This window comes from Streptomyces sp. NBC_00258 (assembly GCF_036182465.1).
Lineage (GTDB): Bacteria > Actinomycetota > Actinomycetes > Streptomycetales > Streptomycetaceae > Streptomyces.
This window is the reverse complement of sequence record NZ_CP108081.1, coordinates 3,140,313-3,167,295: the sequence shown is the minus strand read 5'-3', so window position 1 is coordinate 3,167,295 and position 26,983 is coordinate 3,140,313. Positions and strand designations below refer to the sequence as shown.

Genomic DNA, 26,983 nt, shown 5'->3' with positions numbered 1-26,983 from the left:
CGTGCCCCTTCCAGGGGCGCCCAGGCGGGACCGGTCACCTTCGGTCCAAGTCGGCCATGGCCAGGGCTATGTGACGGGACATCATGTCCATTGCCTGGGCCTCTGCCATGGAGAAGGCGAGGCGGGGGCCGGTGCGGAAGAGGGTGAGGACGCCCTGGACCGCGCCGTCGAGGGTGAGGGGGACGCAGAGGAGGGACGTGACGTTCGCGCGGACCAGGACGGGGGCGTCGGAGGCGTCGCGGCCGAAGGCGTCCGGGTCCTCCGGGCGTACCTGGAGGGCCGTGGAACCACCGCGTGCCGCCTCCACGACGAGCGGGCAGGCGGCAGGGTCCTGCGCCTCCAGGTCCTCGGCTCCTACGTCCCGCTGGTCCGCCGGTCCGAGGACGGTCGTACGGCACAGCCGTGCGGCCCCCTCGTCGGCCACCACCCAGTCCGCGAACCGCCCGTGCAGCACCCGGGCCGCCCGCTCCAGCACGGCGGCCCGGGTTTTGGCGGGATCGCTCAGCAGTGCCGTGGTCATCGCGTCCAGCAGGTCCATCAGCGCGGCGTGCCTTGTCGTCTCGCCCAGGTCCGGGACGGGGCCCGACTCGCCCTCGGCCGACGGCGCCCGCGCCCCGGCGGACTGGAGCACCACGAGTACGGCGGCACGCGGCTCGCCACTCGGCCGCAGCGCGGTGAGCGTCGCGTGCACGGGAACGGCGGGGCGCTGCTGGAGATGGACCGTGAGACTGCGGTCGCCGTCACCGCGTGCCACCGCCGCGGTCTGCGAGCGGAACGCTGCCCGGTCCGCGTGCGCGAGGAAGCCGGAGAGCGGGCGGCCCGTCGCGTAACCCGCCCTGACACCGGTGAAGTTGGTGCCCGCGAAGTTCAGCCTGCGGACCACCGTCTCACGGTCGATCAGCGCGACGGGCAGCGGCAGCCGTTGGAAGATCCCTTTCAGGAGCTGCTGTTCCTGACGGTCGGCGGAGGGCGTGCTCGCCGTGCCGGTGGCCGTCAGCCGCTCGTACCACGGCCACAACTGGTCGGCCACGTGGTCGAGTTCGAAGATCGCCGTGTCCAGCACGGTGGGCAGGTCGTCATGGGGCACGGACCGTGCCGCCTTCAACTCCGCGACACGGCGCACGAAATCCGCAAGTTCCTCACCGAATTCCTCCGTCTGCGCCATGCCATGAACGTAACCCGTCACGAGCCCGCCCGGGGACGCCGGGGCGGAACGCCCCGATCTCGTTTTCTCCGCAGGTGAGCGGGAAGGCGGAGGGAACAGGAGGTGCGAAACATGCCGGATACGGAACATCTGGGTCCCCGCGGGACGGCATCCCCGGAATCTGCACTTCCGGGCCGTCGGCTGTCGGAACTCGCCGAACAGGCCGTCCGCTGCACCACCGACTGCTGCGGCGCGGGCACCACGGTCTCCGACGGTGGCACGGAGCGGCCGGCCGCGGTCACGCACCCGGACCTCGCCGCGCTCGTCGCGATGCAGCTCCGTACCGGGGAGGGGCCGATCCCCGCCGCACTGGAGCGCGGTGAGCCCGTCGAGTCGGGCGACCTGCTGCGCGAGGAGCGCTGGCCGCAGTACCGGGCCATGGCGCTCGACTCGGGTGTGCGCTCCAGCGTCACCATTCCCTTCCGCCGGGCGGGGCTGACGGTCACCCTCAGCCTCTACAGCTTCCGCGCCGGAGGCCTGGAGGACGCCCCGCACGGACCCGCCCGGGCCCTCGGCGACCTTGCCGCGACCAGTCTTGTCCGTGACCGCTCCTACCGCGCCGCGCTCACCGAACTCGACCAGCTCGGCACCGCGCTGCGCACCCGCCCCGTCGTCGACCAGGCATGCGGCATCGTCATGCATGTGCTGGCCTGCGACGCGGACGCGGCCTTCAAGGTCCTGCGCCGCATCTCGCAGGGGACCAACCGCAAACTGTCGGACGTCGCCGCGGCCCTCGTGGAGTCACGGGGCCGCGGCCTGGAACAGGAGCTGGTCTCCCTGTCGAACTGAATCGGTACGGAGTCCGTGCGGTGTCACCCGCTCGGGCGTCCGCGTGGCACGAATGGTGTCCGGCCGCGCGCGCCCCGGCGGCGGCCGGGCTCTGATGGGCTGCGGGGCATGTCGGTCGTGCCCCGCCTCCGCCGCCGTCCACGGGCGTGGGGGTCCCCAGCCACCGGCCGAAGGAGCCCGAGCCCATGCCCGTCCGCCGTACCGTCCGCGCCCTGTCCGCCACAGCCCTCACCGCCGTCGCCCTGGGCACCACCGTGGCGGCTGCCGCGAACCCGGGGGCGGAGGTCAGCCCTCGCACCGTGGTCCCGGGCGGCACGGTCACCGTCTCCGTGTCCTGCGAACCGACGGGCGGTCCCGCACCCGAGACCATCGACGCCACCTCGCAGGCCTTCGAGCACGGGACCGTCCAGCTGACCAGGACCGGAGGCGAGGAGGATGCCGCGGGCGGTCCTGCCTACAGCGGCACCGCCCGTATCGCGCCCGCCGCGAACTTCGAGGAGGGCGGGTCCGACGCGGTCGGCAAGGACGGTGCGGCCGGCAGTGACGACGCGGCCGGCAAGGACTCCGACTGGAGCGTCGACGGCACCTGCCCGGCGGCGCCCGGTGGCCAGGGAAAGCAGTGGAGCGCGTCCTTCACGGCGTCCCGCGACGGCTCCCGCGAGGGCTCGCACGACGACGGCACCCACGACGGCTCGCGCGACGACGGCACCCACGACGGCTCGCGCGACGACGGCACCCACGACGGCTCGCGCGACGACGGCACCCACGACGGCTCGCGCGACGACGGCTCCCACGACAGCTCCCGTGACGAAGGTTCCCGTGACGAAGGTTCCCGTGACGACGGAGCCGCGGTCCAGCGCGGGGTGCACGCGGGCGAGGGCGGCACCTTCACCGACTCCACCATCGCCCTGGTCACGGGCGGTGTCCTCATCGCGGGCGCGGCCGGGGCCGCCGTCCACAGACTGCGCCGCCGGGAGCCCTCCTCGAAAGGCTGAGTTGGCGACGCGATCCATGGGGTACGCAGAGCCTTGGGTACTCGAAGCACAGGGGCACGACAGGCACCGTGGGAACCACGACGGACCACGGACCGGCGTCCACGGATCCGCGATCCAAGGAGGTGCGGTCCACGGAACGACGGCCGGTCCACGGATCACTGCGCGGAGGCACGTATGCGGCGGACCGATCCGGAAGGCCACGGACCTGTCCGTTACGGCCCACCGCTCCCCGGCCAGGACCTGCCGGTGCCGCCCGGACTCGCCGCCGCCGCGACGGGCGCGCACACCGAACCGACCGGCGGGGGACCCGCGCTCCTGGACGCCGCCCTCGCCCACTGGGCCCGGCGCGGGCTGTCCGCCGACCGCGAGCGGACGGCCGCGGCGCCCGGCGCCCCCACACTGCTCCTCGCGCTGACCGCCGCGCTCGGCGGCGACGTTCTCGTGCCGCGCCCCTGCGCCGCCTGGTGGGCGCCGCAGGCACGCCTGTTGGGCAGATCCGTCTTCCACGTGGGGACACCCGCCGAGTGCGGCGGCGTCCCGGACCCGTACGCCCTCCTGGAGACCGTGCGCCGCGTGCGCGCCGAGGGCGGCGACCCGCGGCTGCTCGTCCTGTCCGTCGCCGACGACCCCACCGCCACCGTCGCACCGCCCGAAGTGGTCCACGAGGCCATCGAGGCGGCCGTGGGCGAGGGGTTGCACGTGGTCAGCGACGAGACCTGGCGCGACACCCTGCACGAACCCCACGACACGGTGTTCCTGAGCCCCGCCGAAATGCTGCCGGAGCACGTCACGGTCCTGACCGACCTCGCCGGCCCCTTCCTGCCGCCCGGCTGGCCGGCCGCGATCGCCCGCTTCCCCGCCAACGACACCGGCATCCGGCTGCGCGAACGCGTCCTCGACGTGCTGACCGCGCTCGACGCCCGGATCGCGTCCCCGGTCGCCTCGGCCGCCGCGTACGCGCTCGGCGAGCCCGACGACATCACGCACCGCCTCGCCGCGTCGGTACGCCTGCACGCGCGCGTGGCCACCGCCGCGCACCACACCCTCGTGGCCGCGGGCGCCCTCGCCCGGCCCCCGCGCGCGGGCCGCCACGTGTACGCGGACCTCGGCCCGCTGCGCTCCGCGCTCACCGCGCGCGGTGTCGGCGACGCCCAGGAACTGGAGGACTTCCTGACCGACCGCCTCGGCATGTCCGTGCCCGGAGGCCACCGCTTCGGCGACGACCTCGGCGCGCTGCGCGTACGCCTGGCCACCGGCCCGTTCCTCGGCACAACCCACGAGGAGCGAATGGCGTCTCTCACGTCACCGGAACCTCTGGAATTGCCGCATGTGGAACGCGCGTTGAGTCTGCTGGGCTCGGTACTCGCCGATCTCCGCGATGACGATGACGCTCGGCGACGGGAGTCCTCTCGATGACGCAGCAGTCCGAGTCGACCACGACCACCACGACCACGGACGCCGAAGATCCGGCGTCGGCCTCACCTCCGTCCTCATCCACGTTCGCATCCGCCGCCGGAACCCCGCTTGCCGGACCCCGGCCTCTCGCCGAACCCCGTCCGCTCGGCGAACGCCGCGTCTGGCCCCGCTCGTTCGCGGACCGGCTGACCGCCCCGCTGCCGGGCCTGAGCGGCTTCGCCAGGTTCGCCCGCGAGGGCGCGCTGCGGCCCGGTCCCGAGGGGCTCGCCGACATTCCCCGACTTCCGTACGAGCCGGGCCCGTTGCCCCGGGTGGACGCGCGCACCATCGCCGTCTCCTGGGCGGGGCACGCCAGTTGGGTGGTCCGGATCGGTGGGCTCACCGTGCTCACCGACCCGGTGTGGTCCCGCAAGATCCTCGGAACTCCCGCTCGGATCACGCCCGTCGGCGTGGCCTGGAGCGCACTGCCCCGCATCGACGCGGTCGTCATCAGCCACAACCACTACGACCACCTGGACGCGCCGACGCTGCGCCGACTCCCGCGCGACACACCGGTGTTCGTCCCGGCCGGGCTCGGCCGCTGGTTCCGGCGCCGCCGCTTCTCGCACGTCACCGAACTGGACTGGTGGGAGGCGGCCGAACTGCATCCGAGGGACGGCGCCGCAGGCGCCCCGGTCGAGGGTGGTGGCGGGCGACGGGCGGGAGTCCGGTTCGACTTCGTACCGGCCCACCACTGGTCCAAGCGCAGCCTCCACGACACCTGCCGCACCCTGTGGGGCGGCTGGGTCCTGACCGCGTCCGACGGCCGACGCGTGTACTTCGCGGGCGACACGGGATACGGCCACTGGTTCTCCCACATCGGCGCCCGCTACCCCGGTATCGACCTGGCGCTCCTCCCCATCGGCGCGTACGACCCCCGCTGGTGGCTCAGCGACGTCCACTGCGACCCCGAGGACGCGGTCCGCGCCACCCAGGACCTCGGCGCCCACCGCATGGCCCCCATGCACTGGGCCACCTTCGTCCTCTCGGCAGAACCGGTCCTGGAACCCCTGACCAGGGTGCGTACGGCATGGGAGAAGGCAGGCTTGGCAAGAGAAGACCTGTGGGATCTGCCGGTGGGCGCTTCAAGGGTGCTCGGCTGAAGCGCCTTCTGCGAGGGGTACGGGTTCTTCCAAGGGCGCGGGCAACTGCCCCTTCTAGGGGCGCGGGGAACTGCGCGACCAGCCACAGACGGCCCGCAGACATCAGACGGCAGAAGATCCCCGCACCGACCTACCCGCACCCACCTACCGCGGAGCGCTCCGCATACGTCGCCAAAGACCGGGCGCCACGCTGATCACCACGGTCAGGACAACCGCCGCCACCACACCCTCCCAGGGTTCCTTGAACAAGGAACCCCCGGCCACCCCGATGAGCTGATACGTCGCTGCCCAGGCCAGGCACGCCGGCACATCCCCCCGGGCGAACCGCCGCAACGGCCACTTGGCCATCAAGCACGCCAGCATCACCGGAATACGCCCCGCCGGCACCAGCCGCGACAACACCAGCACGGCCACGCCATGCTCCGCGAGCTTCTCCTGCGCCTGCGCCAGCCGGTCCTCCGGCGCACGGTCCCGGATCGCGGCCAGCCAACGCGACCCGTTCTTCGACTTCATGCCACGGCGCCCGAGCCAGTACAGCGCGACATCCCCGAGGAACGCCGCGAACGCCGCCACCACGAAGACCAGCACCATCGAGAACGGCGCGGTCTGGTGAAACGCCACCACCGCCGCCGAACTCACCAGAGCACCGGTCGGCACGACGGGCACCAGCGCCCCGATCAGCACCAGCAGGAACAGCGACGGATAACCGAGCGCCTGCTGGGTGGACTCGGTCGGCACGGTCGTGACCGCGGCGGCGAGCACATCCCTCACCGGGCTTCGCCCTCCCGCTCGTCGTCGCCCCGGCCGGCCGGCGCGTCCCTCGGGGATGACCGGTACCCCGCGACCCGGGGCCGCACACGCTGTCCGTGTTCCAGAAGGTGCACCGCCACCTCGGGCGCACGCTCGGCGGCCAGGCGCACGAACTCCTCGCCGGGCGCGTGGAATTCATGGGGGCGCACGGCATCCATCCCGATCGGCCAGTACGTGCCGTAGTGCACCGGCACCGCGCTCCCCGGCTGCAGACGCGCCAGTGCCTCGGCCGCCCGCCCGGCGTCGAGGTGTCCCTCGCCCAGATACGGCCCCCATCCGCCGACCGGCAGCAGCGCCACGTCGACCGGTCCGACCTCCTTGGCCATCGACTCGAAGAGGCCCGTGTCCCCGGCGAAGTACGTCCGTGCCTCGCCCTCGATCACATAGCCGAGGGCGGGCGCGCGGTGCGGCCCGACCGGCAGCCGCCGCCCGTCGTGCCGCGCGGGAACGGCCTGTACCACCAGGTCACCGACCCTCGTCCGGTCACCGCTCGCCATCTCGGTGACCTGCAGATGACCGAGCCTGCGCAGCCCGGGGACGGCACGTGGGGTGCCCTTCGGCACCAGCAGCCGGGTGCCCGGGGCGAGCCGCGCCAGCGACGGGACGTGCAGATGATCGGCGTGCAGATGGGACACCAGGGCCACGTCCGCAACCGCTGCCTCGGGCGGGGGCGGCGCGCCCCGGCGCCTGCGCAGATGCGCGAGCCGGCGCGCGAAGAGCGGGTCCGTGAGCACGCGCGCGCCCGAGTCCTCGACGGTGCAGGTGGCGTGACCCCACCAAGTGATCTCCACCGGCACTCCTTTGCCTCCTTCGCGCGACTCCCCCCGAGCGTACGGGCAGGAGTAGGGTCGGCGACGAAACCCGGAGGTGAGGGGGACGCCATGGGAGACACACGCCGTGCCTCCGGCATGCTTCGCGTGACGACGATCGCGAGTCTGACGCCGTTGGAGGAGCTGGAGGCGGACCCCTTCCTGGTGGACTCGCGCAGCCAGCACGCCATGTGCGCCCGCTGGGCCGCCGAGCGCGGCTATGTCGTCACCCGCGAACTGCTCGTACGAGGGCTGCGGCCCGACCACTGCGCGCTCTGGGAGGACGTCGAGGCGGGCCTCGTCGACCTGTTCGTGGCGCCCAGCCGCCGGGTCCTGGAGCGGGCGCTCGCCTCCGTCGACGAGTTCACCGCCGAGTGTGCCCGGCGCGGAGTACGGGTCGAGATGGTCGGCCACGCGGAACCCGCGTACGACGCCCAGATGAAGGCCCATGTCCACCGCCGGCTGTCGATGCCGACGGCGGGCTACGACGGCCGCTGACACCTCCTGCGGAGTCACACCCACTGTCACCGTGCGGTGGCCCGCGGTCACCCCGTGCGCGGATGGCGAGCAACCGCCGTGCCCTTGTGCGCCGCCGAAACGGCTTGCGTGCTTGTGACAGGGTTGGGGCAGGGCTGAGAGCGGGGTGGAGGTGGGCGTGGCGTGATCGGCGCGAGATGGCGGCGGCTGGTGAGCGCGCTCTGGCGGAGCGTTGCCGTGTGGGCCGTGTCCACGGTCACCATGCTGGCGCTGGCCGGGATTCTGCCGGACTTCAGAATCCAGTCCGCCGACGGGGACAGCGCGACGCAGATCGCCGTCACGGCCGCACTCGGCGCCGGGGCGTTCGGCGTGCTCTCCTCCGTCGTGTGGCCGCTCCTCGTCAGGGCCCTGCTCCTCGTCCCCGCCCTCGTCCTCGGCCTGCTCGTCTTCTTCCTCAACGGCTCGCTCCTGTGGCTGGCCCTGCGCATCATCCCGTCGGGAGAGAGCGAGGCCGCCCCGGAGACCGCCGTGGTGGTCGCCGCGGTGATGTCGGCCGTCGCCTCCGCCACCGGCGGTGCCCTCGCCGTCCGGGACGACGACGCGTACAGGCGCAGGCTCTACCGGCTCTCCGACCGACGACGGGCCGAGCTGGAGCCGGGCTCGGGCCCGTCCACCCCCGGCGTGGTCTTCCTCCAGCTCGACGGCGTCGGTCACGACGTACTCCTGGAGGCGGTCGGGCGCGGTCTGATGCCGACCGTCGCCGCCTTGCTCGGTGACGGCGAGGGGGCCCGCACCACCCACCGGCTCATCCCGTGGCGCACCGACTGGTCCAGCCAGACCGGCGCCAGCCAGCTGGGCATCCTGCACGGCTCCAACCACGACATCCCCGCCTTCCGCTGGTACGAGAAGGACACCGGGGAGGTCATGGTCTGCAACCGCCCCACCAGCGCCGCCGAACTCCAGCGCCGTGCCGTCGCACGGACCGGTGACGGCGGCCTGCTCACCATGGACGGCGCCAGCCGGGGCAACCTCTTCAGCGGCGGCGCCGACCAGCTCGCCCTGGTTCTCTCCGTGGCTGCCAGGCGGGGCCGGGAGAACCGCTCGCGGGCCGGCTACTTCGCGTACTTCTCCGACCCCGCCAACGCCGTCCGTACCGCGATGTCCTTCGTCGCCGAGGTCGGCCGTGAGATCGGCGAGTCCACCTGGGCCCGCCTCAAGAAGCGGCGCCCTCGGGTCGGCCGCGGCGGCCTCTATCCGTTCATCCGGGCCTTCGCGACCGTCATCGAGCGGGACGTGGTCGTCGCCGCGGTGATCGGGGACATGCTCGCCGGACGCTCCTCGGTCTACGCGGACCTGGTGGCGTACGACGAGGTGGCGCACCACTCGGGCCCGCGCAGCCGCGACACGGAGAAGGTCCTGGGCCGTCTGGACCGCTCACTGGCCCTGATCGCGCAGGTCGCCGAGCACGCCCCGCGCGCGTACCGCGTCGTCCTGCTCTCCGACCACGGCCAGAGCCCCGGCGAGACCTTCCGTACCCGCTACGGACTCGGCCTCGGCGAGCTGGTCCGGGCCGGCTGCGGGCTGCCCGTGCCCCGCAAGGCGCGCCGCACCCACAGCGGCGCCGAGGCCAGGGCCGCCGTTCGGGCCGCGCTGCGCAGGCCCGTCGAGAAGGGCCACGAGGAGTACCGCGCGTCCAGCCGCCACTCGGAGCCGCTCGTGCTGGCCTCCGGCAACCTCGGCCTCGTGTCCTTCCCGGACGTACCGCACCGGATGAGCCGTGAGGAGATCGACGCCCGCCACCCGGCCCTGCTGACCACGCTCGCCAACCACCCCGGCGTCGGCTTCGTCCTCGTGCGCAGCGAGAAGCACGGCGGCCTGGTGCTCGGCGCGAACGGCGCCGAGGTCCCCCTGGACGAACTGGACGAGAACCCGGGCCCGCTCGCCGACTTCGGTCCGGGCGCCGCCGACGCCGTACGCCGCACGCACGCGTTCCCGCACACCGCGGACATCATGGTCAACTCCTGGTACGACCCCCAGGAGGGCGAAGTCCTCGCGTTCGAGGAGCAGATCGGCTCGCACGGCGGCCTCGGCGGAGCACAGGGGCGGCCCTTCCTGATGTCGCCGCTCACGTTCTCCGCGCCCGTCGAGGACGGGGAGGAACTGGTCGGCGCCGAGCACGTGCACCAGGTGCTGCGGCGCTGGCTGCGCGAGTGCGACGGCCCGCAGGTGCCCGTCGAGACCGGCCCCGAGCGGCGGGTCGCGTAGGTCCTCGCGCCTCTCAAGGGCCCCAAAAATGGGCTGCGGCCCCGGGGAGGAGCCGCGCACACTGTTCGCATCGGACATCGCGCACCGGCGTGTCCCGCTCGAACACCCTCCAGGAGCCACTGCGTGCAGGCAGCCGTCACCGTCACTCCCGCCCGAATACCGGAACTGCTGCTCGGCCTCGCGACCGTGCGGCCGGTCTTCATCTGGGGCGCTCCCGGCATCGGAAAGTCCTCCCTGGTGAGGGAGTTCGCCGAATCACTGGGACTGGAGTGCGTGAGCCTGCTGGGTACGCAGCTGGCGCCGGAGGACCTGATCGGCGTACCGCAGATCCGCGACGGCCGCTCGGTCTTCTGCCCGCCCGAGGCGATCGCCCGGGACGAGCCGTACTGCCTGTTCCTCGACGAGCTCAACGCGGCGACGCCGGACGTGCAGAAGGCGTTCTACTCGCTGATCCTGGAGCGGCGCATCGGCAACTACGAGCTGCCGGCGGGCTCGATCGTGATCGGCGCGGGCAACCGCGCGACGGACAACGCGCTCGCGCGTCCGATCGCGTCCGCGCTGGTCAACCGGCTCGCGCATGTGCATCTTGAGGCGTCCCCGAAGGACTGGCTGGTGTGGGCAGGGGCGAACGGCATCCACCCGTGGGTGCTCGACCACCTCATCGACCGCCCCGACCACCTGTGGTCCAAGCCGCCGAAGACCGAGGAGCCCTTCTCGACGCCCCGCTCCTGGCACATGCTCTCCGACGCGCTGCACTCCTTCGGCCCGACGCTCGACGAGCCCACACTGAAGGTGATCGCGCACGGCACGCTGACGCCCGCGCACGCGGTCGCCTTCTGCGGCTACGTGAAGATCGTGCGCAGCCGGTTCGGCATCGAGGCCATCATGAAGGGCGAGGCCCGCTGGCCGAACCGCCTCGAGGACCGCGACCTGCTGTACTACCTCGCGGAGTCCTTCCGGGGCCGCCTCGTCAAGGAACTCCCCGCCAGCAAGGAGCACGCCTCGGCGAGCGGCCGTCAGACCGCCTACCGCGCGAAGTCCCTGCTCGTGCAGCTCGCCGAGATCTCCGTCGAGGTCGCCCAGAGCGTCATCGCCGCGGACGAGGACGGCAACCCCGTACTGCCCGCCTGGTTCCTGGTGGAGGCGGCCCGCGACATGCCCCGGCTGGTGGAGGCGCGACGGTGAGCGGGTCGCGCCTGACGGTGGGTGCTCCACGCGAGACGGGGCGCACGCCGCGCGAGACCGGGAGCGTCCCGCGCGAGAAGGCGGCCACCGGGCCCGGTGCGGCGACGGCAGCGCATCCGTCCGGCCCGGCGCGGCCCACGCCGCCCGACCGCATGCCGGGGTCCGGCCAGGGCGCCGGCCGAAAGGGGGCCGCGCGATGAGCCGTACGCGTAATCAGGAGCAGCCCCGGAAGAAGGATCTGGCCGCGGAGGCGTTCGCCGAGGGGATGCGGCTGGTGCGGGCCAACCGCGCGCTGGCCGCCATCGGGTTCAGCACCTGCCGCCAGGAGGACTGCGAGGAGGCGCCGGACGACGGACTCGTGCGCGTCGACTCCGACGGTGTGCTGCACGTCCACCCCAAGCGCCGGGCCGATCCCGTCGAGTGGGCCTGGGCGGTCGCGCACGGCGCCCTGCATCTCGGCTTCGGGCATGTCACGGCGGCGACCGGCATGCGTGCCCAGCCAGACCGGTTCGACGTCGCCGCCCGCTGTGTCGTCGTCAACCGCTTCCTGCTCGGCTTCCCGATCGGCCGGACCCCCGCGGACCTGCCGATGGCGTACCCCGACGGCGACGAGGAGCAGCTCGCCGCGCGCTGGCGCCGCGACGGCATTCCGCCCATGTACGAGCGCTGCGGCACGGCGGGCGCCGAGCCGGACCAGCTCCTGGTGCCTTGGGACAGCTGGCTCGGCGGCCGGCCGCCGGACTGGCAGCTCGCCTTCGCCCACGCGCTGACCCGCACGGTGGCCACCGCGATGGACATGGCGGGCGGCCGCCGCGACTCGATGCGCGGCGGTGTCACCCCGCTGCAGCCGTGGGAGCGGGCGCTGAGCTGGTTCGTCTCCTCCTATCCCCTCCTCGGCGGCATCGCGGCGGGCATCACGATCGTCGCGGACGCCGAACTCGCCCGCGCGCACGGCATCTCCGTGGCCGCGGTCGACGCGGGAGCGGCCGAGATCTACATCAACCCGCTGCTCCAACTCGACGACGAGGAATGGCGGTTCGTACTCGCCCACGAGATGCTGCACGCCGCGCTGCGCCACGGAGACCGCTGCGGCGGCCGCGACCCGTACCTCTTCAACGTCGCCTGCGACTACGTCATCAACGCCTGGCTGGTCGAGATGCAGGTCGGCACGATGCCCGAAGGGCTGCTGTACGACCAGGAGTTGAAGGACCTCTCCGCAGAGGAGGTCTACGACCGGCTCGCCACCGACCTGCGCCGCATGCGACGGCTCGCCACCCTGCGCGGCAAGGGCGTCGGTGACATCCTCGGCGGCCCGCTCGGCTCGCCGCGCGACTACGTGGACCTCGACGAGTTCTACCGCCGCGGTCTCGCAGGCGGCCTCGACCTGCACGAGCAGCAGAGCCGCGGGTTCCTGCCCGGCGGACTGGTGGAGGACATCCGCGCGCTCAGCCATCCGCCGCTGCCCTGGGATGCTCAACTCGCCCGCTGGTTCGACGAGTTCGTGCCCCGCCCCGAGCCGGTACGGACCTACGCGCGCCCAGCCCGCCGCCAGGCGGCCACCCCCGACATCCCACGCGCCGGGCGCTACTTCCCGCCCGAGGAGATCGCCCGCTGCACCTTCGGCGTCGTCCTGGACACCTCCGGCTCCATGGACCGCACCCTCCTCGGCAAGGCACTGGGCGCCATCGCCTCGTACGCCGAGGCCCGTGACGTACCGGCCGCCCGGGTCGTCTTCTGCGACGCGGCCCCGCACGACGCGGGCTTCCTCCCCGTCACGGAGATCGCGGGCCGGGTACGCGTCCACGGTCGCGGCGGCACCATCCTCCAGCCCGGCATCGACCTGCTGCACCGCGCCGAGGACTTCCCGCCGGGCGCCCCGATCCTGGTCATCACGGACGGCTGGTGCGACGTCCTGCGCGTCCGGCGCGAGCACGCCTATCTGATCCCGCAGGGTTCTTCCCTGCCGTTCACCGCACGTGGGCCCGTCTTTCGCGTGCGCTGAGCCCGAGTGTGATCGGATAGTGCTACGGACCCCAAAACCGGGACCTGATCGAAAGGGATTCATCGTGGCAACCACGCGCTCCGCACACACCGTCTGGGAAGGCAACCTGCTCGAGGGCAACGGAGTCGTCAGCTTCGACTCCTCCGGCGCCATCGCACAGCAGCCCGTGACTTGGGCGTCGCGCTCCCAGGACGCGAACGGCAAGACCAGCCCGGAAGAGCTGATCGCCGCCGCGCACTCCAGCTGCTTCTCCATGGCGTTCTCGCACGCCCTGGCCGGGGCCGGCACGCCGGCCACCAAGCTCACCACCTCCGCCGACGTCACCTTCCAGCCGGGCGAGGGCATCACGGGCATCCACCTCACGGTGGAGGGCACGGTGCCGGGCATCGAGGAGGACGCGTTCGTCGCGGCCGCCGAGGACGCCAAGAAGAACTGCCCGGTCAGCCAGGCACTGACCGGCACGACGATCACGCTCTCGGCGAAGCTCGCCTGACCGCTCGTACGTACGACGATGCCGCGCCCGCCACACGGGGCGCGGCATCGTCGTGTCCGGGCCGGCCGGTCCGGACGGAGTCGTCCGGGGCCGACTTGGGTACCCGCCCCATTGACAGGGAGGCACTCAAGTTTTGTGATGGTAGGCGTTAGGGCCCGGGCGGAAGGGGACGGACATGGCACGTGCGGTCGGGATCGATCTCGGTACCACCAACTCGGTGGTGGCCGTTCTGGAAGGGGGTGAGCCCACGGTCGTCGCCAACGCCGAGGGCGCGCGCACCACCCCCTCGGTGGTGGCCTTCGCCAAGAACAACGAGGTCCTGGTGGGTGAGGTCGCCAAACGGCAGGCCGTGACGAACGTCGAGCGCACCGCGCGCTCAGTCAAACGCCATATGGGCAACCCGAGTTGGCGGTTCCCCGACAGCGGCACGGTCGACGGCACCCGCTACCGCGCGCAGGAACTGTCCGCGCGCGTGCTCCAGAAGCTGAAGCGGGACGCCGAGGCGTATCTCGGCGAGGACGTCACCGACGCGGTGATCACCGTGCCCGCCTACTTCGACGACACCCAGCGCCAGGCCACCAAGGAGGCCGGTGAGATCGCGGGCCTCAAGGTCCTGCGGATCATCAACGAACCGACGGCCGCGGCCCTCGCGTACGGACTCGACCGCGGCGAGGAGCAGACCGTCCTCGTCTTCGACCTGGGCGGCGGCACCTTCGACGTCTCGCTCCTGGAGATCGGCGACGGCGTCATCGAGGTCAAGGCCACCAACGGCGACACCCAGCTGGGCGGCGACGACTGGGACCACCGGATCGTCGAGCACCTCGTCAAACGCTTCAAGGGTTCGTACGGCATCGACCTCGGCCAGGACAAGATGGCGCTCCAGCGGCTGCGCGAGGGTGCGGAGAAGGCCAAGATCGAGCTGTCCTCGTCCACCGAGACGACCATCAACCTGCCCTACATCACGGCCTCCGCCGAGGGCCCGCTGCACCTAGACGAGAAACTGACGCGCGCTCAGTTCCAGGAGCTCACCGCCGACTTGCTCGACCGCTGCAAGAACCCCTTCCACCAGGCGGTCAAGGACGCGGGCGTGAAACTCTCGGTGGTCGACCACGTCATCCTCGTCGGCGGCTCCACCCGGATGCCCGCGGTGACCGAGCTGGTGAAGGAACTCACCGGCAAGGACCCGCACAAGGGCGTCAACCCGGACGAGGTCGTTGCCCTCGGCGCGGCCCTCCAGGCGGGCGTCATCCGCGGCGACGTGAAGGACGTCCTGCTCCTCGACGTCACCCCGCTGTCCCTGGGCATCGAGACCAAGGGCGGCATCATGACGAAGCTCATCGAGCGCAACACGACCATTCCCACGAGGCGTTCGGAGATCTTCACCACCGCCACGGACAACCAGCCGTCCGTCGGCATCCAGGTCTTCCAGGGCGAGCGCGAAATCGCCGCCTACAACAAGAAGCTGGGGGTCTTCGACCTCACCGGCCTGCCGCCCTCGCCCCGCGGGGTCCCGCAGATCGAGGTCGCCTTCGACATCGACGCCAACGGCATCATGCACGTCTCCGCGAAGGACCTGGCCACCGGCCGCGAACAGAAGATGACCGTCACGGGCGGCTCGGCGCTCCCCAAGGACGACATCGACCGCATGATGCGCGAGGCCGAGCAGTACGCCGACGAGGACCGGGGGCGCCGCGAGGCCGCCGAGGCCCGCAACCAGGCCGAGCAACTCGTGTACCAGACCGAGAAGTTCATCCGCGAGAACGAAGAACGCGTCCCGGCCGACACGAAGACCGAGGTCGAGTCCGCGATCACCGAACTGAAGGACCTCCTGGAGCAACGGGACGCCACGGACACCAACACCCTGCGCACCGGCGTCGAGAAACTGGCCACCGTCAGCCAGAAGATGGGCCAGGCGATGTACGCCCAGGCCCAGCAGCCACCCCCACAGGACCAGCCGACCACCGAGCAGCCCCCACCGGGCGACGACGAGGGCGTGGTCGACGCGGAAATCGTCGACGACGAGAAGGACCCCACGGAGGGCAAGCCCGGCAACACCACAAAGGACAACCCGAGCTGATGGCGCCGCGCTCCTGAGGGCTGCCCTTCAGGGGCGCGGGGAACTGCGCAACCAGCCCACGACGGCCGTCACCCGACGAACAACAACGAGCCCCGCACCCTAGAAGTCGGCCCGCCGCGCCCGGATCAACTCCTCGGTCCGCCGCGCGGTGGCCGCCCCGGTCGTCATGTGGTCCAGCACCTCCAGATGCGCGGCCACCTCGTTGCGGGAGTCGAGGTACAGCGCCCCGGTCAGATACTCGGTGTAGACCATGTCAGGAAGCTCCGGCTCCGCGAAGCGGAACAGCACGAACGGCGCGTACGTCCCCGGATGCGGCCCGGACGCGAACTCGGCGATCTGCAGCGTGATGTGGTCGTTCTCGACGGCCTCCAGCAGACGGTCGAGCTGCTCGGCCATCACCTCGGAGCGGATACTGACCGGCCGCTGCAGGACCGTTTCCTCCATGATCACCCAGAGATGCGGCGGCCGCTCCCCGGTCAGCAGCTTCTGCCGGGCCATCCGCAGGGACACATGGCGCTCGATCTCCTCGGGCCCGGTCTGCCCGACGGTGCCCGCCTCCAGGACCGCACGCGCGTAGTCCTCGGTCTGCAGCAGCCCGGGCACGAAGTGCGGCTCGTACGACCGGATGATCGAGGCCGCGCCCTCCAGGCTCACATGCATGCTGAACCAGTCGGGCAGGACGTCGTGGAAGCGCTGCCACCAGCCTGGCTGGTTCGCCTCCTCGGTCAGCCGGACGAACGCCGCGATCTCGTCGTCGGGCACACCGTACGTCGACAGGAGCACCTGGACGTACGGAATCTTCAGCGCGACCTCGGCCATTTCCATCCGGCGGATGGTCGCGCCCGTGACCCGCAGGATCCGCGCGGCCTCGTCCCGTCTCAGACCGGACGCCTCGCGCAACTCCTGCAGCCGTCTACCCAGCACCACCTGCCCCACGGTCGGCGCAGGACGCCTTTCACTCACGCCACGCCTCCCCAAGCGCCGAGCATGGCGAGAAGTGTGCCATGTTCCGGCTCAACCATCACCTGATCCGGGGCGTTGTCATTACCTCAGCGGTAATCGACCGTCACCAGAGGCGCGCGCCATGGTGGGTGTACCGGTTTCCGGGCCGGCGCACTCCGGTCCGGAAACCGGGTCCCGCTGTTCCGCCACGACCTCGACGGAGGGTGATCCGCCATGTCCGCAACCCAGTTCGCCGCCCTGGCCCGCACCACCGAGCCACAGAGCATGCTGCGCCGCTTCCTGGCGCTCGACGCGGTGGTGACCGGCGTGAACGGCGTCGCCTACCTCGTCGCGTCCGGCCCGCTGGGGCGACTGCTCGACGTCGGCTCGGGGCTGTTGCTCGCACTCGGCGTGGTTCTCACGGTGTACGGGGCGGGTGTCGCGTGGCTGGCCTCGCGCCGGCCGTCGCCTGTCCTCCCGGTAAGGGCCGTGATCGAGATCAACCTCGCCTGGGCGGCGCTGAGTTTCGTCGCGCTCGCCGTGTGGCTGTCGCCGAGCACCGCGGGAGCGGTGTGGATTCCCCTGCAGGCACTGACCGTTGCGGGGTTCGCGCTGGCGCAGCACGTGGCGCTGCGGGCCGTGCAGGGGGTACGGGCGGAGGCCGCGAGCGTCTCTGAAGCTGACCGGTCCTCCTGACTGATCCTCAGGACATCAGCGACTGAAGGTACTTGACCGTCGCCGGGTCGGCCGGGAGCAGTGTCTCGATGGCCAGCTCGGCGACGGTCACGTCCATGGGTGTGTTGAACGTCGAGATGGACGAGATGAAGGACAGCACCCGCCCGTCGTGCTCGATCTGCATCGGCAGGGCGAAGTAGGGCACCGTCTCCCCGGCCCCCTCGCCACTCTCGGGAGAACCCTCCTCGGGAGAGCCCTCCGAGGCATACGGATACGCCGCCACCTCCTCGTACAGCGCGCGCAGCGGCTCGGAACGGCGCAGGGCGATGTCCCGCTCCATCTGGGCCAGCAGATGGCCGCGCCACTCCCGCAGATTTCGGATCCTCGGTGCCAGACCCTCCGGGTGCAGCGTCAGCCGCATCGCGTTCAGCGGAGGGGCGAGCAGGTGCTCGGGGACGGTGTCGAGCAGCATCGCGATGCCCCGGTTGGCGGCGACCACGTTGTACGTCGCGTCCACCACGAACGCCGGATAGGGCTCGTAGCCCTGGATCAGCCGCTCCACGCCCTCGCGCAGCGCGTCCAGCGCCGGATCGTCGAGCGGGGTCTCGGGGTAGCGGGGCGCGTAACCGGCCGCCAGCAGAAGGGCGTTGCGGTCCCGCACGGGTACGTCCAGGTGCTCGGCGAGCCGCAGCACCATCTCCTCGCTCGGCCGGGACCGGCCCGTCTCGACGAAGCTGATGTGCCGCGCCGACGACCCGGCCCGCAGGGCCAGCTCCAGCTGGCTGACCCGGCGCTGCTCCCGCCAGCCGCGCAGCAGCGGACCGACACCTTTGTCGCCGGCAGAAGCGGCAGAGGCGGTGGAGGACGCGCCGGAGGATGTGACAGCGGGGCCGGTGGTGGACGTGGCAGCGGACGGGGAGGCGGACGCGGCGGCGGTCATGCACCGACCGTAGTCGATCCGCGGACCGGGAGTCGATGAGCGGCCAAGCGGCCGAATGCCTACCCCGCCGATTGCCCCGGACCCGCCTGACCAGGGACGGGACGGCCGGACTGTGGCACGCTGAAGAGATCCGGACGTCACGGAAGGAGCGCGATCATGCCCCTTGAACCGCTGTCGCAGAAGGAGATCGAGGACCGCCTCGCGGAGCTGCCCGGCTGGTCCCTGGACGGAGACAGGATCGCCCGCTCCTATCAGCTCGGCTCGCACTTCGCGGCGGCCGCGCTGGTGGTGCACATCGCCCAGGTGCAGGACGAGCTGGACCACCACTCCGACCTCACGCTCGGTTACCACACGGTCTCCCTCACCGTGAACACGCACAGCGTGGGCGGAGCCGTCACCGAGCTGGACTTCGACCTGGCACGCAGGGTCGAGGAGCTCTCCGCCGGGCACGGCGCACATTGAGCCCACTGGTGTTCGACTACGACAAGGAAGCCGAGCGGTACGACGTGTCCCGCGGCGGCGAACCCCGTGCCGCCGCGGCCGCGAGCGCCGTACTCGGACTGATCCCCGAGGGCACGGGCAACCTCCTCGACATCGCCTGCGGCACCGGCATCGTGACGCGCAGACTCGCGGCGACCGGTCTCGACGTGGCGGGTGCCGACGCGGCGTACGGCATGCTGCGGCGGGCCGCCGAGCGCGTACCCGGCCGTGTGGTCCTCGCGGACACCCGTCAACTGCCCTTTCCCGACGCCTCGTTCGGTGCCGTCACGGCCGTCTGGCTGCTGCACCTGCTGGACGACGCGGAGCGTGTCGTCGCCGAGGCGGCCCGGGTGCTGCGGCCCGGCGGAGTCTTCGTCACGACCGTCGACAAGGCCGCCTCGCACGACGTCCGGAGCGACATCGACGCCGTGATGGCCCCGCGCCCGCGCCGTGCGGCCCGCGACCGCGACGACCTCGTGGCCTCCTTCGCCGACCGGCAGGCCCTGATCCCGGCGGGACGGGCGTGCTTCCGCGGCTACGGCCAGGGACGGGCGCCGGCACGGGCCGCCGCCGACGTACGGCGCGGCTGGTACACGCTGCTGCCCCCGGGCGCGCCCCTCACCGAGAAACTCGCGCTACGCCTGGAGCAGCTCCCTGACCAGCATGTCCCGCGCCCCGACCCGAAGTTCAAGCTGCGGTCGTTCCGGAAACCGGGGCCGGCCCCGAGCCCGCCCGGCCCCGGCGCGTGAACTCCATGACCCAGTTGGTGACCCACGATTTCTCGCCGTCGACGGAGAACGCCTGCTCCCAGCGGGCCGTGGTCGCCGAGATCCCCGACCACACGAACCGCACACGCACGTCCTTGCGGTCGTGCGTGTCGTCCCCGTAGAACTCGCCCCGCCCGTCCGTGAACTGGCCGATGACGGGCGGGAACAGCCGGTCGCTGCGACTGCTCGACCAGTTCAGCGACCACCGCCCGGTCTCCCGGTCGAGCAGCCGCAGGGTCAGCCCCTTCCACCCCTGGCCGGGTACGTCCATCTCGTCGATGTTGCCGGCCCCGTCGAACAGGCTCCAGCAACGGTTCGTGGCGGGGAACTCCTCCCAGTCGCTCCCGGCGTCCAGGAAGTCGGTGCGGCGGCGGTGGGCCACATCCCACTCGCCGACGAAGAAGTCGAAGTCGTGCGGCGTGCTCATGAACGGTCTCCAGTCGTGCCCTCGGGCAGGCGGTCGGCCATGTAGGCGTCGAGGTCGGGAACATCGGGCGCGAGCATGTGCCGCACCCAGGCGTCGCGTTCGTGCAGGATCGGCGGCAGCTCCCAGACGCAGCCGATCCACGGCAGGTCGGGGGCGATGAAGTGCGTCGGGTCGCGGTCCGGACAGCCGAGCACCGGCTGGCCCGCCGAGGCACCCTTGAAGTGCAGGACGTTGTCCCACACCCAGCTGTACGCGTTCAGGTAGGCGCCGTCGTCGGCGCCCCGGTGCAGCACGACGAACGTGGCCGGCGGTGTGCCGTCCGCTTCCGGCAGCAGCTTCGGCAGCATCGCGTACGCCGCCTCCTGGACGTCGGCCGCGATCCCCGCCGGGTCGGCGGTCACGTGGTAGCGCTTGATCCGCCGCCCCGCCACCTCGATGGGCGGCGGCACGGTCAGCAGTTTCTCCGCGAAGTTCTTGGAGGACTCGGAGGTCTTGGAGGTCATGGCAGGACGCTAAAGCCGCTTCACTGACACCTTCTGTCAGTGGAGCCTGACATTCTGGGAACGTGAAATCAGCCCGACTCGTCTCGATCCTCCTGCTCCTCCAGACCCGGGGCCGGATGACCGCCGCCGACCTCGCCGAGGAGCTGGAGGTCTCGGTGCGCACGGTCTACCGGGACGTCGAGGCACTGAGCGCCGCCGGCATCCCGCTGTACGGCGACGCCGGGCACGCGGGCGGCTACCGGCTCCTCGACGGCTATCGCACCCGCCTCACCGGCCTCACCGCGGGCGAGGCCGAAGCCCTGTTCCTCGCGGGCGCGCCCGGACCCGCCGCCGAACTCGGACTGGGCCCCGTCCTCGCCGCCGCCCAGCTCAAGGTGCGCGCCGCTCTCCCGCACGAGCTGCGCGAGCACGCGGACCGCATCAGCGGCCGCTTCCACCTCGACGCGCCCGGCTGGTACGCCGCCGCCGACAGCGGGGGAGCGCCGTACCTCCCCGCCGTCGCCGACGCGGTCTGGAACAGCCGCGTCCTGAACGTCCTGTACCGCCGCTGGCGCGAGCCCACCGACGTGGAGCGCCGCCTCGAACCGTACGGCCTCGTCCTCAAGGCAGGCCGCTGGTACGTCGTCGCGGGCCCCGGACCGCGGACGTTCCGCGTCGACCAGATCCTCGAACTGGCCGCGTCCGGCGAGGAGTTCACCCGCCCCGACGACTTCGACCTCGCCGCGTACTGGACGGCGTACCAGCGGGACTTCCACGACCGGCTCCACCGGGGCGAGGCGGTGGTCCGGCTCGCCCCGGGCGTCCGTCTCACCGGCCCGGCGGGCGACGCCGTCCGGGCCAACGGCCGTACGGAGGCGGACGGTTGGACTCTGGCCACCGTCCCCATCGAGTCGGTCGACCACGCACACGGAGAGTTCCTTCGTCTCGGCACGGACGTCGAGGTGCTGGAACCGGCCGAGTTGCGCGACCGCATCGCCGGCACGGTCGCCGCGCTGTCCCGCACCTACGACGTATCCCGCACGTGCGACACATAGAGAGCGCTTGCTGAATCGCGGCAACTCCCGTGCCTCCAGCGGCAACTGAGGTAGCAGAACCCGTCTGCCCCTCCCAGGGAGGTACGTCACCGTGCAGCACCCGCAACGCAGACGCAGCAGCAGGACCAGGCTCCTCCTCACCACCGTCGTCGCCGGCGCCCTCGCCGCCGCAGGTCTCACCTCGCTCACCGCGAGTCCGGCGCATGCCGCGACCGCGCGCCAGGTCGAGAAGCTGGACCGGGGTGTGGTCAGCGTCCACACCGACGCCGGCAACCTCGTCACCTGGCGCTGGCTCGGCACCGACCCGAACGACGTCGCGTTCAACGTCTACCGGGCGGGTACGAAGGTCAACCCGACCCCGGTCACCGGCTCGACGAACTACTTCCACGCGGGCGCGCCCTCCCAGGCCGACTACACGGTGCGCGCGGTCGTGGGCGGCGTGGAACAGGGCGACTCGGTGCACGCGATCCAGTTCCGTACCGGATACAAGGACGTGCCCATCACCCCGCCCGCCGGCGGCACCACCCCGGACGGCGTCGCGTACACCTACGAGGCCAACGACGCCTCGGTCGGCGATCTCGACGGCGACGGCGCGCTCGACTTCGTCCTGAAGTGGCAGCCGACGAACGCCAAGGACAACTCCCAGTCCGGCTACACCGGGAACACGGTCATCGACGGCGTCAAGCTCGACGGCACCCGGCTGTGGCGCATCGACCTGGGGCGCAACATCCGCTCGGGCGCGCATTACACACAGTTCCAGGTGTACGACTACGACGGCGACGGCAAGGCCGAGGTGGCCGCGAAGACCGCCGATGCCACGGTCGACGGAACGGGCGCGGTCATCGGCAGCTCCTCCGCCGACCACCGCAACTCCAGTGGGTACGTCCTCGCCGGTCCCGAGTACCTGACCATGTTCAACGGCCAGACGGGCAAGGCGATGCAGAGCGTCGACTACGTCCCGGCGCGGGGCACGGTCTCGTCGTGGGGCGACTCGTACGGCAACCGCGTGGACCGGTTCCTCGCCGGGACCGCGTACCTGGACGGCGCCCGGCCCTCGCTCATCATGGCCCGCGGCTACTACACGCGTTCGGTGATCGCGGCCTGGGACTGGCGCAACGGGGCGTTCACGCGGCGCTGGACCTTCGACACCAACTCCTCGACCAACACCGGCAAGGGCTTCGACGGCCAGGGCTCGCACAGTCTGTCCGTCGGGGACGTCGACAACGACGGCAAGGACGAGATCGTCTATGGGGCGATGGCTGTCGACGACAACGGCAACGGCCTGTGGACCACGAGGACCGGCCACGGCGACGCCCAGCACCTGGGCGACCTCGACCCGGGGACGTCAGGACTGGAGTACTTCAAGGTCTCCGAATCCACCTCCCAGCCCGCCGAGTTGTACATCAACCCCGCGAGCGGCGCGATCCGCTGGCAGCTCGCCGCCTGCTGCGACAACGGCCGGGGAGTGGCCGGCGACATCTACGCCGGCAACGACGGCGCCGAGATGTGGTCCGCCTCCGACACGAACATCCGTGACGAGTCCGGCGCCACCAAGGGCCGCGAACCGTCCTCCGTCAACTTCCTGTCCTGGTGGGACGGGGACACCACACGCGAACTCCTCGACGGCACCCGCGTCGACAAGTACGGCACATCAGGCGAGACCCGCCTGCTGACCGGCGCCTCGGTGCACTCCAACAACGGCACGAAGGCGACCCCGGCGCTGTCGGGCGACCTCTTCGGCGACTGGCGCGAGGAGGTCGTCTGGGCGACCGGCGACAACAGGGCCCTGCGTGTCTACTCCACCCCGAACGAGACGAACACCAGGATCACGACCCTCCTCCACGACACGATGTACCGCACTGGCATCGCCTGGCAGAACACCGCCTACAACCAGCCACCACACCCGAGCTTCTTCATCGGCAACGGCATGCCCACGGCCCCCAGGCCGACGGTCTACACGCCGTGACCTGCTGAAACGCGTTCCAGGATGAGATGAAGGGCGGCCGTCCGAGCTCGTGGGACGGCCGTCGAACTCGCGTACGGCCCGTCAGCCGACCTTCTTCCACGTCCTGCATCCCGTGGACTGGAATGCCCCGTCGCTGCTGGAGATGGTGATCGTGGTGGGGCCCTCGACGTTGCCGTTGGTGATGATGTCCTCGAAGTCGCCCGACGTGCCCTTCAGCCGCGCCCAGTAGCAGTTCGGGATCACCGAATCCTCGGCGCCCGCTGTCTTGTAGGTGCCTGCCTTGATGTCGTCTCCGACGACGAAGGTTCCGTCGCCGGGGATGGTGGCGACCTTCGGCTCGGGCTTCCTCGACGGTTTCGCCGTGACGGTCTCCGTTTCGGTGACCGTGACCTCCGGTGCCGGTTCGGCGTCGGCCTTCAGCTCGGCGGGGCCGGCGGTCACGGTGACGGTCGGCCGCGCGGCCGCCTCCTTGCCGGAGTCCTCCCCACCGGACGCTCCGATGCCGGCGCCGACGAGCAACAGGACGACTGCGGCGGGGATCGCGACGCGCTTGCGCGCCCAGCTCGGCCGGGGAGGCACGGGCGGCTGCTGGGGCGGGCCCCACTGCGGCTGCGGAGGCGTGGACGGCGGCGGTCCGAAAGACATGGGTCCCCCCGGGGTTGTGGAGGAATGACCGTAACGGGATAGGTGAAGAAAGTGTGAGAGATGTGCGTGAATGGTGACTTGGTTGTGATGTGAACAATCGACTCCGCAGTCGTCGAGCACACAAGGAGGGCGCGGGCCTTGTCGGGCCCGCGCCCTCCCGTTCGTCCGGCCCGGTTGTCAGGTCACCGTGCAGGACTGGTCGCCGAGCTTGAACGCCGTCGGTTTTCCGTTCGACCCCGACCAGCTCCCCGTGAATCCGAAGCCCACCGAGGAACCGGCTGCCACGTTCGCGTTCCAGCCCAGGTTCTTCATCGTGACCGCTGCTCCGGAGTGGGAGGGCTCGGTGTTCCAGGCCTGGGTGACGCTCTGGCCGTTGGGGAAGGACCAGCCGAGTGCCCAGCCGTTCCAGGAGCTTGAGCCGGTGTTGTCGAGTTGTACGTCTGCCTGGAAGCCGCCCGACCACTGATTCGTGATCTTGTAGGTCACCGCGCAGGCGCCGGTCGGTGTCGGGTCCGTGCCGCCGCCCCCGCCCCCGCCGTCCGAGTCCGACGAGTCGCCATAGACGACACCCCGGCCGTTCGTCGACACGTATACACGCCCGTAGACACGCGGATCACCGGTGATGGCCGCGCCGGTCCAACCCCACTGGTGTGCGTCGTCGTTGATGCGGGTCCAGGTCGTGCCCTTGTCCGTGGAGCGGAAGATGCCGCGTACGCCGCCGATCTTCGCGCTCGTGTAGAGCGTCTGGTAGGAGGCACCGGCCGCCGCCTTGCCGAAGCCGATCGTGTCGGCCTGCTCGACGCCCGACAGTTTGGTGAAGGTCGCGCCGCCGTCCGTGGAGTGCCACAGTCCGTACGCGCCGTCGCTCGCGCCGCCCGCCAGCCAGACGTCACCCTTCGTGCCGGGCAGCGCCTTGAACCGCACGCTGTCGCCGCTGGGCAGCCCGGTCGCGGACGAGGCCGTGAAGGACGCGCCGCCGTCCGAACTGACGTAGAACTTGCCGGACTTGAAGCCGTAGAAGGTCTTCGGGTCGACCCGGTCCGACTCGACGATCGCACCGGCCGGGATGCCGCTCGACGCCGACCACGAGGTGCCGAAGCCCGTCGCGTGGTGGACACCCGCGCCCTCCGGACTCCACAGGAAACGGCTGCCGTCGGACGCCGCCGCGACCGTGCCGCCGCCGCTCACACCCGAAGGGTCGGTACCCGCGAACCAGTTGGCGCCGTTGTCCGTGGAGAACGCCACGTGCGGACCCGAGTCGAGATTGCCGGCCCGCACCACCGTTCCCGGATTGGACTCCGCGAAGTCGAGGCTCGTCGTCGTGGTGAAGTTCGGCGAAGTGAACATCATCGAGGGGACCTTGGTCAGGTCCGTGTGCCGGAAGCCGCCGATGTCGCCCAGCGCGCTGAGCAGTTGGGCCCCGCCGGACGGGGGTGCGGCCAGGTCGTTCACGGCCGTCTCCTCCAGGCCCTGGACCATCGGCTTGATGGTGAACTGGCCGCCGCTGTCCCACTGACCCAGGTTCTCGGTCCCGTAGACCGTCGCGCCCGTCCCGTACATCATCCGGGCCGAGTTGAACGGGTCGATCTCCAACGCCTCGGTCATCCAGCCGAGTTTGGGAGCCTGCTCGGGCGGCGACGGATTGGCGCCCCAGCTCAGCCACGGCGAGGACGAGACGTCCATCGTGTAGCGGTTCGAGCGGTTGGGGTACGAGGTGTAGTCCCAGGCCTTCGTCCAGGTGCCGCCGCTGTCCGTGGAGCGGAAGATCTGTGTGTCGGGCCACCAGGAGCTGTACGCGGTCGCCATGACCGTGCCCGGTTTCTGCCGGTCGACGGTCAGCCCGCTGAAGCCGTAGTAGGTGTCGGCCTCCGCGACCGGGCTTATGTCCGTCCAGGTGCCGGTGGCCGTCGCGTACCGCCACAGCCGGCCCTTTCCGCCGTCGTACGGGCCGCCCTTGTCGCTGTAGGCCAGGTAGAGGTAGCCGTTCGCAGCGTCCAGCACCCCCTTGTGGGCCAGGTATCCCGTGGGCTGCCCGGCGAGACGAGACCAGGTCGCGCCCGCGTCGGTGGAGCGGTAGACGGCGTTGTCCTTGTCGGCGACACCGACGTAGATGGTCTGCGTGGCATTGGTGCCCGTGCCGGTCGACTCGTCGAAGGTCACCCAGGCGATGCCCTGGTTGTCGGAGGCGTACCCGCTCGTGTCGGTCGGATCCTGCACGTAGTTGCCGACGTTCGGGAAGTTCGTCACCTGCGACCAGGAGGCACCCGAGTCCGTGGACCGCCACAGCCCCTTGCCGCTCGGGGCGCCCAGATACAGCACGCTGTTCCTGTGGGGGTCGACAGCGAGCCGTTCGCCCATGCCGCGCCCGGGCATGTTGCCGCCCAGCTTGAACGGCAGATCGGCCTTCTGCCAGGTCGCGCCCCGGTCGGAGGACCTGAGCACGGCGCCGTTTCCGGGGTCCCAGCTGTTCGTGTACGTCCCGACGGCCGCGTACACCTTGCTCGGTGCCACCGAGTCGGAAGCCAGGCTCACGACGCCGGTGTGGCCCCAGCGGTCCCAGCCCACCGAGTCCAGCAGCGGGGTCCAGCTCTTCGACGACTCCTGCCAGCGGTAGGCGCCGCCGATGTCGGTCCGGGCGTACGCGAGGTTCTTCTCGGACCGGTTGAAGACGATGCCGGGGACGAACCCGCCGCCGTCGATGCGCGCGTTCTTCCACGTGTACGTGTCCGCGGCGATGGACGCCGAGGGCGCCTTCTCGACGGGCTGCGCGGCCAGCGCGGGCGGCGTACCCGCGAGCAGCCCGGCCGCCAGCCCGAGCACGGCGGTGAGGACGGGGGTTCTTCGCACGGTGACTCCTTGTGTGGGGGGACGAAGACGCGACAGGCGCGTGTGGACCGGACGGCCCCCCGTGGGGTGGGGGACCGTCCGGCCCGGCGCACG

General features: G+C 71.4%; 23 protein-coding genes and 1 pseudogene. 15 read left to right on the top strand and 9 right to left on the bottom strand.

Going from position 1 to position 26,983, the window contains the following annotated elements; genetic code table 11:
* Nucleotides 1–34: 34 nt before the first annotated feature.
* Entirely contained in the window at nucleotides 35–1,165 is a 1,131-nt protein-coding gene (locus tag OG718_RS14220; RefSeq protein WP_306936631.1) for a PAS domain-containing protein, read from the bottom strand.
* A gap of 111 nt (nucleotides 1,166–1,276) precedes the next feature.
* On the opposite strand from OG718_RS14220, the gene OG718_RS14215 reads away from it, so the two are divergent.
* The 4 genes from OG718_RS14215 to OG718_RS14200 all read left to right on the top strand — a co-directional run bounded on the left by OG718_RS14215 (nucleotide 1,277) and on the right by OG718_RS14200 (nucleotide 5,546).
* Nucleotides 1,277–1,993, top strand: a complete 717-nt coding sequence (locus OG718_RS14215; protein ID WP_143640937.1) for an ANTAR domain-containing response regulator — start codon at nucleotides 1,277–1,279, stop codon at nucleotides 1,991–1,993.
* Nucleotides 1,994–2,178: 185 nt separating this feature from the next.
* On the top strand, nucleotides 2,179–2,988 hold the full coding sequence (locus OG718_RS14210) for a hypothetical protein (RefSeq protein WP_328844300.1): 810 nt from the start codon (nucleotides 2,179–2,181) through the stop codon (nucleotides 2,986–2,988).
* A gap of 174 nt (nucleotides 2,989–3,162) precedes the next feature.
* The gene (locus OG718_RS14205) at nucleotides 3,163–4,404 is read left to right on the top strand and encodes an aminotransferase class I/II-fold pyridoxal phosphate-dependent enzyme (RefSeq protein ID WP_328844299.1); all 1,242 of its coding nucleotides are present in this window, start codon (nucleotides 3,163–3,165) and stop codon (nucleotides 4,402–4,404) included.
* The gene (locus tag OG718_RS14200; protein WP_328844298.1) at nucleotides 4,401–5,546 is read left to right on the top strand and encodes an MBL fold metallo-hydrolase; all 1,146 of its coding nucleotides are present in this window, start codon (nucleotides 4,401–4,403) and stop codon (nucleotides 5,544–5,546) included. The genes OG718_RS14205 and OG718_RS14200 overlap by 4 nt, the downstream gene beginning before the upstream one ends.
* A gap of 144 nt (nucleotides 5,547–5,690) precedes the next feature.
* Here the strand turns inward: OG718_RS14200 and OG718_RS14195 are convergent, their stop codons facing one another.
* Complete coding sequence (locus OG718_RS14195) at nucleotides 5,691–6,317, bottom strand: DedA family protein (protein ID WP_143640933.1); 627 nt, start codon at nucleotides 6,315–6,317, stop codon at nucleotides 5,691–5,693.
* 68 nt (nucleotides 6,318–6,385) lie between these two features.
* A pseudogene (locus OG718_RS14190) lies at nucleotides 6,386–7,153 on the bottom strand (MBL fold metallo-hydrolase); the annotation flags it as partial.
* A gap of 84 nt (nucleotides 7,154–7,237) precedes the next feature.
* On the opposite strand from OG718_RS14190, the gene OG718_RS14185 reads away from it, so the two are divergent.
* The 6 genes from OG718_RS14185 to dnaK all read left to right on the top strand — a co-directional run bounded on the left by OG718_RS14185 (nucleotide 7,238) and on the right by dnaK (nucleotide 15,664).
* Entirely contained in the window at nucleotides 7,238–7,663 is a 426-nt protein-coding gene (locus OG718_RS14185; RefSeq protein ID WP_328844296.1) for a hypothetical protein, read from the top strand.
* Nucleotides 7,664–7,825: 162 nt separating this feature from the next.
* Nucleotides 7,826–9,907 carry a phage holin family protein gene (locus OG718_RS14180; RefSeq protein WP_143640930.1) on the top strand — a complete coding sequence of 694 codons (2,082 nt, stop codon included), beginning with the start codon at nucleotides 7,826–7,828 and terminating at the stop codon, nucleotides 9,905–9,907.
* A gap of 123 nt (nucleotides 9,908–10,030) precedes the next feature.
* Nucleotides 10,031–11,092, top strand: a complete 1,062-nt coding sequence (locus OG718_RS14175; protein ID WP_143640929.1) for an ATP-binding protein — start codon at nucleotides 10,031–10,033, stop codon at nucleotides 11,090–11,092.
* A gap of 196 nt (nucleotides 11,093–11,288) precedes the next feature.
* Entirely contained in the window at nucleotides 11,289–13,094 is a 1,806-nt protein-coding gene (locus OG718_RS14170; RefSeq protein WP_328844295.1) for a vWA domain-containing protein, read from the top strand.
* Nucleotides 13,095–13,158: 64 nt separating this feature from the next.
* Nucleotides 13,159–13,587, top strand: a complete 429-nt coding sequence (locus OG718_RS14165) for an OsmC family protein (RefSeq protein ID WP_143640927.1) — start codon at nucleotides 13,159–13,161, stop codon at nucleotides 13,585–13,587.
* 175 nt (nucleotides 13,588–13,762) lie between these two features.
* On the top strand, nucleotides 13,763–15,664 hold the full coding sequence (gene dnaK / locus OG718_RS14160; protein ID WP_143640926.1) for a molecular chaperone DnaK: 1,902 nt from the start codon (nucleotides 13,763–13,765) through the stop codon (nucleotides 15,662–15,664).
* Between the two features lie 99 nt (nucleotides 15,665–15,763).
* Here dnaK and OG718_RS14155 read toward each other — a convergent pair whose 3' ends face one another.
* On the bottom strand, nucleotides 15,764–16,627 hold the full coding sequence (locus tag OG718_RS14155; protein ID WP_143640925.1) for a helix-turn-helix domain-containing protein: 864 nt from the start codon (nucleotides 16,625–16,627) through the stop codon (nucleotides 15,764–15,766).
* 213 nt (nucleotides 16,628–16,840) lie between these two features.
* On the opposite strand from OG718_RS14155, the gene OG718_RS14150 reads away from it, so the two are divergent.
* Complete coding sequence (locus OG718_RS14150; protein WP_143640924.1) at nucleotides 16,841–17,302, top strand: hypothetical protein; 462 nt, start codon at nucleotides 16,841–16,843, stop codon at nucleotides 17,300–17,302.
* A gap of 7 nt (nucleotides 17,303–17,309) precedes the next feature.
* Here OG718_RS14150 and OG718_RS14145 read toward each other — a convergent pair whose 3' ends face one another.
* Nucleotides 17,310–18,221, bottom strand: coding sequence for a helix-turn-helix domain-containing protein (locus OG718_RS14145; RefSeq protein WP_328844294.1), 912 nt, complete (start codon nucleotides 18,219–18,221; stop codon nucleotides 17,310–17,312).
* Nucleotides 18,222–18,377: 156 nt separating this feature from the next.
* On the opposite strand from OG718_RS14145, the gene OG718_RS14140 reads away from it, so the two are divergent.
* A complete protein-coding gene (locus tag OG718_RS14140) occupies nucleotides 18,378–18,683 on the top strand; it encodes a 4a-hydroxytetrahydrobiopterin dehydratase (RefSeq protein WP_143640922.1) in 306 nt (101 codons plus the stop codon).
* An 8-nt stretch (nucleotides 18,684–18,691) separates the two neighbouring features.
* A complete protein-coding gene (locus OG718_RS14135) occupies nucleotides 18,692–19,450 on the top strand; it encodes a class I SAM-dependent methyltransferase (protein ID WP_143640921.1) in 759 nt (252 codons plus the stop codon).
* Here the strand turns inward: OG718_RS14135 and OG718_RS14130 are convergent.
* Together OG718_RS14130 and OG718_RS14125 are read right to left on the bottom strand one after the other, a co-directional pair.
* Entirely contained in the window at nucleotides 19,389–19,895 is a 507-nt protein-coding gene (locus OG718_RS14130; RefSeq protein ID WP_328844293.1) for a hypothetical protein, read from the bottom strand. The genes OG718_RS14135 and OG718_RS14130 overlap by 62 nt on opposite strands.
* Nucleotides 19,892–20,398, bottom strand: coding sequence for a hypothetical protein (locus OG718_RS14125; RefSeq protein ID WP_306936618.1), 507 nt, complete (start codon nucleotides 20,396–20,398; stop codon nucleotides 19,892–19,894). The genes OG718_RS14130 and OG718_RS14125 overlap by 4 nt, the downstream gene beginning before the upstream one ends.
* A gap of 62 nt (nucleotides 20,399–20,460) precedes the next feature.
* Between OG718_RS14125 and OG718_RS14120 the strand changes: the two genes are divergently transcribed.
* Both OG718_RS14120 and OG718_RS14115 read left to right on the top strand, forming a co-directional pair.
* Nucleotides 20,461–21,432 (top strand): helix-turn-helix transcriptional regulator, encoded by a 972-nt coding sequence (locus OG718_RS14120; protein ID WP_143640918.1) that lies wholly within the window; start codon nucleotides 20,461–20,463, stop codon nucleotides 21,430–21,432.
* 91 nt (nucleotides 21,433–21,523) lie between these two features.
* On the top strand, nucleotides 21,524–23,398 hold the full coding sequence (locus OG718_RS14115; protein ID WP_328844292.1) for a rhamnogalacturonan lyase: 1,875 nt from the start codon (nucleotides 21,524–21,526) through the stop codon (nucleotides 23,396–23,398).
* An 81-nt stretch (nucleotides 23,399–23,479) separates the two neighbouring features.
* Here the strand turns inward: OG718_RS14115 and OG718_RS14110 are convergent, their stop codons facing one another.
* Together OG718_RS14110 and OG718_RS14105 are read right to left on the bottom strand one after the other, a co-directional pair.
* Nucleotides 23,480–24,043 carry a hypothetical protein gene (locus OG718_RS14110; protein WP_306936615.1) on the bottom strand — a complete coding sequence of 188 codons (564 nt, stop codon included), beginning with the start codon at nucleotides 24,041–24,043 and terminating at the stop codon, nucleotides 23,480–23,482.
* A gap of 177 nt (nucleotides 24,044–24,220) precedes the next feature.
* On the bottom strand, nucleotides 24,221–26,890 hold the full coding sequence (locus OG718_RS14105; RefSeq protein WP_328844291.1) for a cellulose binding domain-containing protein: 2,670 nt from the start codon (nucleotides 26,888–26,890) through the stop codon (nucleotides 24,221–24,223).
* Nucleotides 26,891–26,983: the final 93 nt, after the last annotated feature.